Here is an 11732-nt window from a genome sequence, read left to right on the forward strand (position 1 = left end):
TTGCACAAAAAAAGTCCCGATTCTCACCGGGACTCTCCTATTTGGTTAATGATATTTTAAGCTAAAGCATTTTGCTTTACTACCATTTTAACTTTTTCTATTACATAATCTAACTCTTCTTTTGTTGTGTATTTGCTAAACGAAAAGCGCACCGAAGGACGGTTAGGATCGGCATTAATGCCATTTAATACATGCGAACCAATATTTGAACCGGAAGAGCAGGCACTGCCACCAGAAGCACAGATACCATTGATATCTAAATTAAACAACAACATATCGCCCATATCCATCTCAGGGAACGATACATTCAGTACCGTGTACAAACTTTTATCGGCATCGGTTTCGCCATTAAAAGCAATACCCGGGATTTCGGCGATTAACTGTGCTTTCAGGTAATCTTTTAAGCCCTGAATATAGGCCTGATGCTGATCCATTTCAGCATAAGCAATTTCTAACGCCTTAGCTAAACCCACAATACCATATACGTTTTCGGTACCACCACGCATATTACGCTCTTGCGCGCCACCATAAATCATCGGTGGAATTTTAATGTTGCTGTTTACATATAAAAACCCAACACCTTTAGGTCCGTGGAGCTTGTGCGCTGCGCAAACAATAAAATGTGCTTTAAGCTCGCGTACGTTATGTGGGTAATGCCCCATGGTTTGAACCGTATCGGCATGATAAATGGCATTGTATTTCTCGCAGATATCGCCAACTTTAACCATATCGGTCAGTGTACCCAATTCGTTATTGGCATGCATTAACGAAACAAAAGTGCGTTCGTTATTTTGAAGCAGTTCTTCTAAATGATTGTAATCGACATTTCCTTTTTCGTCAATATTAACGAAACTTAACTTATCGATTTCGCCATTTTTAAGCATCGTATTTAGCGTATGTTCAACGGCATGGTGTTCTATTTTTGAAGTTATGGCATGTTTAATTCCATAAGCTGAAATTCCGCAACGGATGGCCGTATTATCGGCCTCAGTACCTCCGGAAGTAAAAAACACTTCGGATGGTGAGGCATTTAACAGACCAGAAACGGTTTTACGGGCTTTTTCTACCAGCGTTCTTACCTCGCGGCCAAGCGCATGAATGGCAGATGGATTACCGAAATAGTTTTCCATCACGTTTGTCATTTCTGCAATTACTGCTGCATCTAAAGGCGTTGTGGCCGCATTATCTAAATAGACCCTTTTCATTTCTACGAATATTTAAAAGTTAGTGTGTTGCAAAGATACCTTGCTAGTGGCAGTCTTTGTTTTAAATGATAAAAGTTTAATCGTTTTATTAAACCTTGATCAGGTATGCTTAATTCTAAAATCCTTTTGGGATTAAAGGTGTAATATTTCTTTAATGTCAGAAATAATTTTGTTAGCCAAATTCTCGGCAATGGTTTCATTTTCTGCTTCACTGTAAATCCTGATGATCGGTTCAGTGTTCGAACGGCGCAAATGTACCCAAGTTTTATCAAATTCTATCTTCAAACCATCAATTGTACTGTATGGTTGATTTTTATATTTTTCTTCTACCTGTTTCAACAGATTATCGATATCCATTTCTGGAGTAAGGGTAATTTTGTTTTTAGAAATGTGATATTGCGGATAACTGGCTCTTAATACTGAAATTGATTTGCCAAATTTAGCTAAATGTGTTAAGAATAAGGCAATGCCAACCAAGGCGTCTCTTCCATAATGCGATTCAGGATAAATGATTCCACCGTTTCCTTCGCCACCAATAATGGCATTTGTAGCTTTCATTTTGTTCACTACATTCACCTCTCCTACTGCTGATGCATTGTATTCGGCTCCTGCTTTTTCAGTCACATCGCGTAATGCGCGTGTTGATGAAAGGTTCGAAACTGTGTTTCCTGGTGTATTTTTCAATACATAATCGGCAACAGCAACCAAAGTATATTCTTCGCCGAACATGCTACCATCTTCGTTTACAAAACATAAACGGTCAACATCCGGATCAACAACGATACCTAAATCTGCATTTTGTTTCTGAACTTCTTTCGATATTTCAGTTAAGTTTTCAGGAAGTGGCTCAGGGTTGTGCGGGAAATGCCCGTCTGGTGTACAATATAATTCTACCACCTTGCTCACGCCCAAAGCTTTTAACAAAGCAGGGATAAAAATACCGCCAGTTGAATTTACACAGTCGATTACGACTTTAAAATTGGCTTTTTTAATTGCCTCAACATCAACCAATGGTAATGCTAAAACTTTATCGATGTGTTTTTGAAGGTAAGTATCGTTTTTAATTACTTTACCTAATTTATCTACATCAGCAAAATCAAAATCAGCACTTTCTGCCAAATCTAAAACTTCTTTTCCATCAGCGTCGCTGATAAACTCACCGCTTGCATTTAGTAATTTTAAGGCATTCCATTGTTTTGGGTTATGGCTTGCGGTTAAAATGATACCGCCACCTGCTTTTTCATCAGGTACAGCGACTTCTACAGTTGGCGTGGTTGATAAACCTAAATCGATTACCTCAATACCCAAGCCTTGTAAAGTTCCGATAACCAGGTTATTCACCATCTCACCCGAAATACGCGCATCGCGACCTAAAACTATTCTTTTATTGCCTGTTTTTTGTACTACCCAGCTACCAAAGGCAGCTGTAAATTTCACAATATCAAATGGGGTTAAGCCGTCTCCAGCTCTTCCGCCAATGGTTCCTCGTATTCCTGAAATTGATTTTATTAAAGTCACTGTATATAATTTAATTGAGGCTCAAAAATAAGAAAAAAAACAAGATAGCAGCTATTTAGGAGTGTTTGTGCACTTTAATTTACATTGCTTTTATATCTATTTATAAGATCAATTTTCCAGAATTGGGACTATGGCCAAAAACAAACGTGTGTTTTAATTGGATACGGTATCCATAATATTCTTGCAACTTTATTGCATAAAAGCATATTCTAACTTTACTAGCGATTGTAAAACGTTATATTTGCATCTTTTTAAGATACAAACGGCTTTTATATGCAGCGCAAGTGGTTTCAATATTGGTTTAATTCGCCCTATTATCATATTCTTTATCAACAACGAAATGATGCTGAAGCCGAGTTTTTCATCGATAAACTTACGCAATTCCTACACCCGACGGCCGATGCTAAAATGTTGGATATTGCCTGTGGCAAAGGCCGGCATTCAATCTATTTAAACAAAAAAGGCTTCGATGTAACCGGAATAGATCTATCGGAACAAAGTATAAAGTATGCCAAGCAATTTGAAAACAATAAATTACATTTTCTTGTACATGATATGCGCAGGTTATTTTACATCAATTACTTTGATGTGGCCTTAAATCTGTTTACCAGTTTTGGTTATTTCGATACCGAAAAAGACCATGTAAATGCGCTTAAAACCTTTCGAAAATGCCTAACAGCTGAAGGGATTTTGGTACTCGACTATTTTAATACCGAAAAAATTATCCGCAACTTAAATCATTGCGAAACAAAATCGCTCGATGGCATAACTTTTAATATCACCAAAAATGTGATCGATGGAAAAATTATCAAAAAGATAAATTTCGAAGACAAACAAAAGGTATACAATTTCGAAGAACGGGTGCAGGCATTTAGTTTTGAAGATTTTCAGCGCATGCTTACCAAGGCGGGGATGGTTATCGAAAAAACTTTTGGCAGTTATGGTTTAGACGATTTTGAGGAAAACAGCTCAGACCGGTTAATTTTAATCTGTAAAAAAGCATGATAGAAAGTATACAGCAATTTGACGTAGAATTGTTCTTGAAAATCCACCGTGGGCTTTCAAACAGCTTTTTTGATTGGTTGATGCCTTTAATGCGTAACCGTTTTTTTTGGTCACCCCTTTACCTTTTTATTGTTGTTTTTTGTATCAAACAATATAAAAAACAGGGCTATTATATTATCGGCATGGTTCTTTTCACTTTCGCCATTGGCGATTTAATTGCGTCGAGAGTAGTGAAACCTTGGGTAGCCCGGGTTAGGCCCTGCAATGACTTAAGTTTGGCGAACGATATTATTCACCGTGTTCCCTGTGGAAGTGGTTTGAGCTTTCCGTCTGCACATGCCACCAATCATTTTGCTATAGCCATTTTTTTAATCTGCATTTTTTATAGCCGCTGGAAACCTATTTTGCCTATTGGCATTTTATGGGCATTTATCATCAGTTTTGCTCAGGTATATGTTGGTGTTCATTATCCTGTTGATGTAACTACTGGTGCTTTATTGGGCATTACCATAGGGATTATCTGTTCGAGAATATTTAAAAAATTACAACCTGATTTTTAACTTATGGAAATCTGGAAACTCTGCGTACTCTTTTTCTGTGCCTTTTTAGGTGGAACAGCTATATTTTTAGTAAAGAGCGATAAATCTAAACTACTGAAACTGATTTTGTCTTTCAGTGGGGCTTATTTATTTGCCATTACGGTTTTACATTTAATTCCAGACGCTTACAGCGGCCCCGACAAATGGCAGATTGGTATTTTCATCCTGATTGGTTTTTTATTACAGATTTTCCTGGAGCAATTTTCAGAAGGTGTAGAACATGGCCACATCCATAAACATCACGACGGGCATGTTTTTCCCTTTGGGATTATGATCAGTTTGTGTTTGCATGCTTTTTTAGAAGGAATGCCATTGGCAAAAGAACAGCACAATGAGCTGATTTTCGGAATTTCGCTACACCACATCCCAGCTGCTTTTGCGCTGGCCAGTATATTAATGCAAAACCATTTTAAGAAAAGCAGCATTATATTTTATCTGATTGTATTTGCCATCATGGCACCATTGGGCTTTTATGTAAGTGTTGGCTTAAGCAATGGCACTATTGGCGGCATTGATGCTTATTTCAATAAAATTATGGGTATTGTAATTGGTATTTTCTTACATATTTCTACCACTATCTTATTCGAATCGAGTGCCGATCATAAAATCAATAGCCGCAAAATGATTGCCGTTTTATTGGGAATTGGTGTTGCATTAATTGGTTTCTTTGCAGGACATTAATTCAGTTTGGCAGTTCTTAGTTGGCAGTTTGCAATTAACCAATTTAAACAGTTCACCAATCAATATCCGTTTTAAACGTTTAATCGTTTATAGTTTTGATCTTTATGAAAAAACATCAGTAAATTCATATATGGATGAGATTGTAAATGAACCAGCTGTAACCTATCAAAAAAGGCGTTATACCATTGAAGAGTACCTGGAGATGGAAAAAGCATCAACTTTAAAGCACGAGTACTTCCAAGGTGAGGTATTTGCAATGTCTGGTGCTGGTGATAACCACAATGATATTTTCAGCAACGTTTTTATTGAAATTGGGAACAAACTTAAAGGCACGCCCTGCAGGCCTTATGGAAGTGATAAACGAATGAATATTCCTGAGAATACTTTATTTACCTATCCTGATATATCGATCTATTGTAATGGATTAATACATAACGATGTTGATGAAGACACCTCAATTTTACCAACTGTGATTATTGAAATCCTGTCACCTTCAACCAAAAATTATGATAGAGGGAAAAAATTTAATCTGTATAAAGATATTCCTTCATTAAAAGAATATATTATGATTGATTCAGATTCTGTGTTGGTAGAGGCCTATTATATTAATGATGAACAGAATTGGGCACTCAACAAACACGAAGACATTTCTGATATGCTAAATCTTGTTTCAATGGGATTTAATGTAGCTTTAAGTGATATATATCATTATGTTCGCCTCAACAGTAAAGAATGATTCATTAAATCAAAACTGAAAACGGATAATTGCCAACTGATTTATTTTTTCTCTTTCTTCTTCCCATAACCCCACGGGCAGTGTTTGCACTTATTTTTACAGCAATAACCACGTTTTAAATGGTAGGTTTCGGTAAAAACCATTAGTCCATCTTCGTTAAAGTAAAAATCTTCACCTTCTTTCATATATGATCAATTAAAGATCCTGAAACAAGTTCAGGATGACGAACAGCCGATATTTAATACCACTCTCCAATTGTAATAACTAATTGAGTATTTTAACCTCAAGTTTATTTTTAAAATAATCCTTAAGCTGCTTACCATCACCATGTAAAGTCCATATTTGTTTTGGTTTAACTTTTTCTATGGTTTCTAAAATTGCATCCCAATCGGCGTGATCAGAAATGTAAAGTGAAATCCCGTTTTGTTGTTGCAGGTTCTTCCATCCAGAGGCAAAAGCGCGTACTACATTAATGGCCTTATGGTAACTGTGAAAAACCATTGGCGGCACAATATAAACCTGATGCTCCTGATTATTTTTCATCACCTTTCTATCGTACATTTTGTAATGCCCTACTTTCATCCCGTAATCTTCGTAGATTTTAACAAAAGGCATAATGCTATGATGAACCATAATGTTCTTCGTAGGGCAATGTGCATTGAGCAGTTGGATAATCCGCTGGCTTTTACCTAATGCATAAGCACCAAGCATGATATTCGCATCGGTTTCGTTCAGCTTTTTAATTTCATCAATTGGTGAAGGATGTTTGGTTTCGGGATTAGCAAAGGTACTTTCCGTAATCAACACATCAGCTTCAACAAATTCGAAAGGCTCACAGGTATTATCGGGCTCTATCTTATAATCGCCAGTATAAAGGTATTTTACGCCTTTATACTCCATTAAAACCTGTGCAGAGCCCAAAATATGCCCCGCAGAATAGAAAGTAATGGTAACGTCTTTTATTTTGAAAGATTCATGATAGCTTTTAGTAAAAAAATCGACCGCGGCAAATTTACGGTAACGGTGTTTCATAAATGTTGCTGTAGCAGTAGTACAGTAGACATTTTGGCTTCCTCCAATAGCATGATCGCCATGTGCATGTGAAACTACTGCTTCTTTAACGGGCTGTTGTGGATCAAGGTAAAAATCGCCATAAACACAGTATAAACCCGTTGGGGTAATGGTAATAAAATCTTCTAAAATCATGATCAGGATGAAAGGATTTAAGGATATTATGATTTAAGTTGATTAAGCCTTGCCATTCTTAAATTCTTCGGCCGCATTCAGAAATTCTTGGTGTAAAGCTAAAACCTGTTCAATTATGGATTGCTGCTCATCATTAACGATAAAATGATTGGCCATTTTTGATTTTTCTTCATCGCTGAGCTGTTTATCCATGCGGGCCTTCACTTGCTCTTCAGTAACACCATCACGTTGCATTAAACGCTTTAATTTAACTTCGTAAGGGGCGGTAACCAAAATTGTAGTATCGCACAATTTATAAGAACCGCTTTCGAACAGTATTGCTGCTTCTTTTAAAGTATAAGGAACTGTTGCAGGAATGGTTGCTTCCCAGGCATCAAAAGCCCTGAAAACGGCAGGATGTACCAAAGCATTCAATTGCGAGAGTGCTTGCTCATTATTAAATACAATGCCGGCAATGTGTTTATTATTTAGTTTTCCATCTTCAAAATAACTTTCATTACCAAAAGCAGCTTTAACTCCTTCTATCAATAAAGTATCTTGGGTCATGATTTCTTTAGCCGCGGTATCAGCATAAAAAACGGGAATTCCCAATACTTCAAAAACCTTACAGGCGGTTGTTTTACCGCTGCCTATGCCCCCTGTTATACCTACTTTATACATTATTTTTCTACAATGAAATCTATTTTGGATGGCATTACGCTTACCAGTTTACAATAATCCGGGAACTCGGTTATCTTCACCGTAAACTGACGGTGCTTTAAAATTTGCCATTCGTCTACATCAATGGTAGCGGTAATAAAACTTTCGTCAACCTGATCGTAATTACTTAATGCGACTAAGAATGTAACTTTAATCTTTTTAGGATATAGTTTAAGACTGTTATAATTCCTATTATTTGTAATTTTTAACGGCACTTCGATAGTCTTCTCCGTAAACTCATCAACAGGTAATCTAACCTCTACAGACGAAGGATAAATACTTACATTTTTATGGATACTGTGCTGTAAGGCAATCCTGGTTGTGCTACTGCTTTGTATTTTATCTTGCTTAAGCGTATCAGTAGGCCAGAATTTTATTTTGGCCAGCTCTTCTATAGGTCCGGCTACTTTAACATATTTTGGGTTGAGAATAACCTCACTAGAGATGCCGTATTGCTTTTCAAAGCTCAGTTTATCGATCAGCTTTACAGGAACTTTTTTAACTACGCGTTTGGTGAAATCGAAATACAGCGTATCGGGTTTAACAGAGATTACTTTTTGGGTACTTTCTAACTGCCTGTTGATATTGAAAAGCTGATCGGAAAAAACGATAAAATCTTTGGTATTGAGCTGACTTAAATTAACAGAAACAGAGGGTGGACTGATGCGTAAACGGGCAAAAAGCAATTGCCAGCCGGTGCCCTCGACCTGTAAATCTATCGTATCAGACTGCAAGGGATAAAATGCCCTTTTGGTCGGTGTATTTTTAAAGACTAAAACGGTTTTTGCTACATAAATATATTTGTTGTTCAATGCCATAAAAAGCCATGCAGCTATAGCCAGCAGCAAACAGGCCAATAAGCTAAATACACGTCTTTTTTCAATCTTCGTTAACCTAATGAAGGGCATAATAAATTAATGTTAGCTGTAAGCTGGAAAAATATTATCCAAAATGCATTTAATCAAATGTAGTAAAACAAAAACAGTCCCGAAAGTTTTCGGGACTGCACTTAAATTTTATTAATTTATTAGGCTTTAGGCGCTACAACTGCTTTGGTCGCATCTAAAGAAACTGCTGATTTATCGAAACGGATCTTTACACCACCTTCAACCTCAATTAAAAAAGTTGTTTCATTCATATCGGCAATACGACCGTGAATACCTGCGGTAGTTACGATTTTATCTCCTTTTTTTAATTCTTCAACCAATTTTTTATGGTCTTTAGCTTTTTTAACTTGCGGGCGGATCATGAAAAAGTAGAAAACTACCATGATGAGTACCATTGGTACAATTGTAGTTAGCATGTTACTACCACCTGCTGCTGCATCTAAAATTACTGTTAATGTCATTTCTTATTTATTTGTGTTTTTGTGAATTTTGATCATTATGGATTATTGCCATAAACAATCGAACCAATTTATTTTTTAGCGAGCACCTCTCCTACCAAATGAACAGTGGTTACCGTTGGATTTGCATTTGATGTAACGGTTACTACCTTATCTTGCATGCCCATTTTACCTTCGCTATTAAAAACTACGCTAATTACCCCTTCCTTACCAGGTAAAATTGGTTCACCGGGTACCTGAGGAACAGTACAACCACATGTGGCAGTTGCATTTGAAACAATCAGCGGACTTTTACCCGTATTTTTAAGTTTGAAATCGTGCTTAACTTTCTCACCTTGCGTTATTTTACCGAAATCGAAGATATCCCGTTCGAAAACAATAACAGGCGCATCTGCCGGAGCAACTTTAGCTGTTTTTGAAGTATCGTTGCCAACTGAAACTGTTGTTGCGGTTTCGCTAGTTTGATTATTTGCATTACGACATGCTGCAAATGAAAGCGCAGCAATAGCCAAGATAAATATTCTTTTCATTTTTAATCTTCGATTAATCCGCGGCCAATCTTTTTAATAGTGTTGTTTTTCTTAAGATCGCCTAAAATTTTGTCTAAAATACCGTTAATAAATGAATTACTCTTCGGTGTACTGTAATCTTTTGATAACTCTAAATATTCGTTGATGGTTACTTTAACCGGAATAGATGGAAAGTTTAACAATTCGCAAATGGCCATTTTCATTAAAATTGTATCCATTAATGCAATACGCTCCGATTCCCAGTTTTTGGTTCTATCGGCAATCATTTCCTGATATTTTGCATCATTCTGCAAAGTATGCACAAAAAGATCCTGAACAAATTTGCTGTCTTCAACCCAGTCTGCACTAATTTCGGTCAGTTTATTTTTGAAAGGATCTTCGGATGTAAAGTTTTTCAAGGTTTTGGCCACCATACCTTTCATCACTTCGTGATCTACCTGCCAGTTGATAAATTTCTCTTCGAAAACCTGCAAAATGGCCTGGTTTTTTAAGATGATTTTCCTGAAAATGTATTTAATAATATCTTTTGACGACTCTAAACTTTCGTTTGGATCGGCAAGATAATCGGCATATTCTTTTGATGCTTTTAAGGAATTGTAAACTGTTTTACGGATTTCCGGATCGAAACCCCAATCTACCTTGTATTTTTTAACTGCAGATACGTACTCAGGATTCTGCTGCATTAAAACGCTAAACTTATTGTGTAGCAATTTCATGTTAGGATTAATATCCTCTGCTGTTTTAATAAACTTATTTGCGCGCTCTGCGGCGTCGTTAGCAGTAAATTCGGTAACTTCTACCATTAAAGATAACATCCAGATGTACATTTCGTACACGCTATCGATGCTCTGCATTAAAGTTTTCAAATCACCTTTAATGTCTTTTTTGTCTGCCATGTGCCAAGCAAAAATATTTTGCAAAGCTTTGATTCTTAAGTGCCTTCTGTTTAACATGAATGTAAGAACGAGTGCGGTTTTTTAAAACCTGTTTTAATAATTATGATTTAATATGACGATTTAATTTTTTTCACATCTGCAATCCGTTTTTCAGCAATGCGGTTTGCAGCAATATTAGTTGATATATTTTCAGCTTTACTTAATTTAATTACGCTACGGGTAGCATCGTAAATATTCTCAGTAAGCTGCACTGTACGTTTTTTACCAAAGCCAGTTAGTTCAGAATAGCAAGAAATCAGTCCACCGGCATTAATTAAATAATCAGGTGCAAATAAAATCCCTTTCTTCAAAAGTAATTCGCTATCTAAAACCTCATCTTTTAACTGATTGTTTGCTGAACCTGCAATAATTGCAAACTTCATTTTTTCGATGGTTTTGTTGTTAACGGTAGCGCCCATTGCACATGGAGCATACACATCGGCATCAGTTGTAAAAATTTTATCGGCTTCGATCGGTTTTGCTTTATATTTTCGGGCAACATATGTTAATTGCTCCTGGTTAATATCGCTAATTAAAACTTCGGCGTTTTCTTTTCTTAACAGTGCAACCAAATGCTCACCAACATTTCCGATACCTTGTACTACAATAGTTCTTCCGGCAAGCATATCCGTACCGAAAACCTCTTTAACACTTGCTTTAATACCTAAATAAACACCTTGCGCAGTAAAAGGAGCCGGATTACCAGCACCGCCAATTGATTCGGGAACACCAGTAACATAATTGGTTTCCATACGGATATATTCCATATCGCGTGTATTGGTACCCATTTCTTCTGCCGTAATGAATTCGCCATTTAGGTTTTTAATAAACCTACCGTAGCTACGCATTAAAGTTTCTGTTTTATCTTTCCTGGAATCGCCGATGATTACGCCTTTTCCACCACCCAGATTCAATCCGGTAATGGCTGCTTTGTAAGTCATCCCTCTCGATAAACGTAAGGCATCTTCTAAAGCTTCGCCTTCGGTGGCGTAACTCCACATGCGTGTTCCGCCTAAAGCAGGACCCAATGTGGTATCGTGTATAGCAATAATTGCTTTTAAACCTGTATCTGGATCATTGCAAAAAACCAATTTTTTATGCCCATAAGCACTTAACTGATCTAAAATTGATGAATCTGACGGAGAATTTGCTGGCATATTGAACGTTCGGATAACCTGCTGCAAAATTAAAATAAAAAACCATTATTACACCTATTTAACGAAACTATAACAAAATTAATTCGGCTATAATTAAATAACAAGCCGATTTACCA

General features: G+C 36.7%; 14 protein-coding genes. 4 read left to right on the forward strand and 10 right to left on the reverse strand.

Annotation, left to right across the window (positions count from 1 at the left end; all coding sequences use genetic code 11):
* Positions 1-56: 56 nt before the first annotated feature.
* Together ASU31_RS16965 and glmM are read right to left on the reverse strand one after the other, a co-directional pair.
* The gene (locus ASU31_RS16965) at positions 57-1205 is read right to left on the reverse strand and encodes a cysteine desulfurase family protein (RefSeq protein ID WP_057933462.1); all 1149 of its coding nucleotides are present in this window, start codon (positions 1203-1205) and stop codon (positions 57-59) included.
* 132 nt (positions 1206-1337) lie between these two features.
* Complete coding sequence (gene glmM, locus ASU31_RS16970; RefSeq protein WP_057933463.1) at positions 1338-2723, reverse strand: phosphoglucosamine mutase; 1386 nt, start codon at positions 2721-2723, stop codon at positions 1338-1340.
* A gap of 273 nt (positions 2724-2996) precedes the next feature.
* Here glmM and ASU31_RS16975 point away from each other — a divergent pair, with 273 nt between their 5' ends.
* Genes ASU31_RS16975 through ASU31_RS16990 form a run of 4 tightly spaced genes read left to right on the forward strand, consistent with a single transcriptional unit; the run spans position 2997 to position 5744 of the window.
* The gene (locus tag ASU31_RS16975; RefSeq protein WP_057933464.1) at positions 2997-3728 is read left to right on the forward strand and encodes a class I SAM-dependent methyltransferase; all 732 of its coding nucleotides are present in this window, start codon (positions 2997-2999) and stop codon (positions 3726-3728) included.
* Entirely contained in the window at positions 3725-4288 is a 564-nt protein-coding gene (locus ASU31_RS16980) for a phosphatase PAP2 family protein (RefSeq protein WP_057933465.1), read from the forward strand. Before ASU31_RS16975 ends, ASU31_RS16980 begins: the two co-directional genes overlap by 4 nt.
* 3 nt (positions 4289-4291) lie before the next feature.
* Positions 4292-5008 (forward strand): ZIP family metal transporter, encoded by a 717-nt coding sequence (locus ASU31_RS16985; protein WP_057933466.1) that lies wholly within the window; start codon positions 4292-4294, stop codon positions 5006-5008.
* Complete coding sequence (locus ASU31_RS16990) at positions 4995-5744, forward strand: Uma2 family endonuclease (protein ID WP_157258073.1); 750 nt, start codon at positions 4995-4997, stop codon at positions 5742-5744. The genes ASU31_RS16985 and ASU31_RS16990 overlap by 14 nt, the downstream gene beginning before the upstream one ends.
* A 41-nt stretch (positions 5745-5785) precedes the next feature.
* On the opposite strand, the gene ASU31_RS27735 is transcribed toward ASU31_RS16990, so the two are convergent.
* The 8 genes from ASU31_RS27735 to ASU31_RS17025 form a co-directional block, all read right to left on the reverse strand.
* The gene (locus ASU31_RS27735; protein WP_158554515.1) at positions 5786-5929 is read right to left on the reverse strand and encodes a C1orf53 family protein; all 144 of its coding nucleotides are present in this window, start codon (positions 5927-5929) and stop codon (positions 5786-5788) included.
* 79 nt (positions 5930-6008) lie between these two features.
* Positions 6009-6950: an exonuclease gene (locus ASU31_RS16995; protein WP_057933468.1), complete on the reverse strand. Its 942-nt coding sequence runs from the start codon at positions 6948-6950 to the stop codon at positions 6009-6011.
* Positions 6951-6992: 42 nt separating this feature from the next.
* Complete coding sequence (gene coaE, locus ASU31_RS17000; RefSeq protein WP_057933469.1) at positions 6993-7610, reverse strand: dephospho-CoA kinase; 618 nt, start codon at positions 7608-7610, stop codon at positions 6993-6995.
* Complete coding sequence (locus tag ASU31_RS17005) at positions 7610-8557, reverse strand: YbbR-like domain-containing protein (RefSeq protein ID WP_057933470.1); 948 nt, start codon at positions 8555-8557, stop codon at positions 7610-7612. Before ASU31_RS17005 ends, coaE begins: the two co-directional genes overlap by 1 nt.
* 119 nt (positions 8558-8676) lie before the next feature.
* Positions 8677-8997 carry a preprotein translocase subunit YajC gene (gene yajC / locus ASU31_RS17010; RefSeq protein WP_057933471.1) on the reverse strand — a complete coding sequence of 107 codons (321 nt, stop codon included), beginning with the start codon at positions 8995-8997 and terminating at the stop codon, positions 8677-8679.
* A 68-nt stretch (positions 8998-9065) separates the two neighbouring features.
* Positions 9066-9524, reverse strand: a complete 459-nt coding sequence (locus ASU31_RS17015) for a DUF1573 domain-containing protein (protein WP_057933472.1) — start codon at positions 9522-9524, stop codon at positions 9066-9068.
* Positions 9525-9526: 2 nt separating this feature from the next.
* Positions 9527-10477 carry a transcription antitermination factor NusB gene (gene nusB, locus ASU31_RS17020; RefSeq protein ID WP_057933473.1) on the reverse strand — a complete coding sequence of 317 codons (951 nt, stop codon included), beginning with the start codon at positions 10475-10477 and terminating at the stop codon, positions 9527-9529.
* Between the two features lie 50 nt (positions 10478-10527).
* Positions 10528-11616, reverse strand: coding sequence for a Glu/Leu/Phe/Val family dehydrogenase (locus tag ASU31_RS17025; protein WP_057933474.1), 1089 nt, complete (start codon positions 11614-11616; stop codon positions 10528-10530).
* Positions 11617-11732 lie beyond the last annotated feature (116 nt).

This window comes from Pedobacter ginsenosidimutans, assembly GCF_001442625.1.
GTDB classification, from domain to species: domain Bacteria; phylum Bacteroidota; class Bacteroidia; order Sphingobacteriales; family Sphingobacteriaceae; genus Pedobacter; species Pedobacter ginsenosidimutans.

What these genes read in the sequence shown, in the direction of transcription:
- ASU31_RS16965 (WP_057933462.1), bottom strand. Translation starts at nt 1,205, where the DNA reads ATGAAAAGGGTCTATTTAGATAATGCGGCCACAACGCCTTTAGATGCA.
- ASU31_RS16975 (WP_057933464.1), top strand. Translation starts at nt 2,997, where the DNA reads ATGCAGCGCAAGTGGTTTCAATATTGGTTTAATTCGCCCTATTATCAT.
- ASU31_RS16980 (WP_057933465.1), top strand. Translation starts at nt 3,725, where the DNA reads ATGATAGAAAGTATACAGCAATTTGACGTAGAATTGTTCTTGAAAATC.
- ASU31_RS16985 (WP_057933466.1), top strand. Translation starts at nt 4,292, where the DNA reads ATGGAAATCTGGAAACTCTGCGTACTCTTTTTCTGTGCCTTTTTAGGT.
- ASU31_RS27735 (WP_158554515.1), bottom strand. Translation starts at nt 5,929, where the DNA reads ATGAAAGAAGGTGAAGATTTTTACTTTAACGAAGATGGACTAATGGTT.
- ASU31_RS16995 (WP_057933468.1), bottom strand. Translation starts at nt 6,950, where the DNA reads ATGATTTTAGAAGATTTTATTACCATTACCCCAACGGGTTTATACTGT.
- coaE (WP_057933469.1), bottom strand. Translation starts at nt 7,610, where the DNA reads ATGTATAAAGTAGGTATAACAGGGGGCATAGGCAGCGGTAAAACAACC.
- ASU31_RS17005 (WP_057933470.1), bottom strand. Translation starts at nt 8,557, where the DNA reads ATGCCCTTCATTAGGTTAACGAAGATTGAAAAAAGACGTGTATTTAGC.
- yajC (WP_057933471.1), bottom strand. Translation starts at nt 8,997, where the DNA reads ATGACATTAACAGTAATTTTAGATGCAGCAGCAGGTGGTAGTAACATG.
- ASU31_RS17015 (WP_057933472.1), bottom strand. Translation starts at nt 9,524, where the DNA reads ATGAAAAGAATATTTATCTTGGCTATTGCTGCGCTTTCATTTGCAGCA.
- nusB (WP_057933473.1), bottom strand. Translation starts at nt 10,477, where the DNA reads ATGTTAAACAGAAGGCACTTAAGAATCAAAGCTTTGCAAAATATTTTT.
- ASU31_RS17025 (WP_057933474.1), bottom strand. Translation starts at nt 11,616, where the DNA reads ATGCCAGCAAATTCTCCGTCAGATTCATCAATTTTAGATCAGTTAAGT.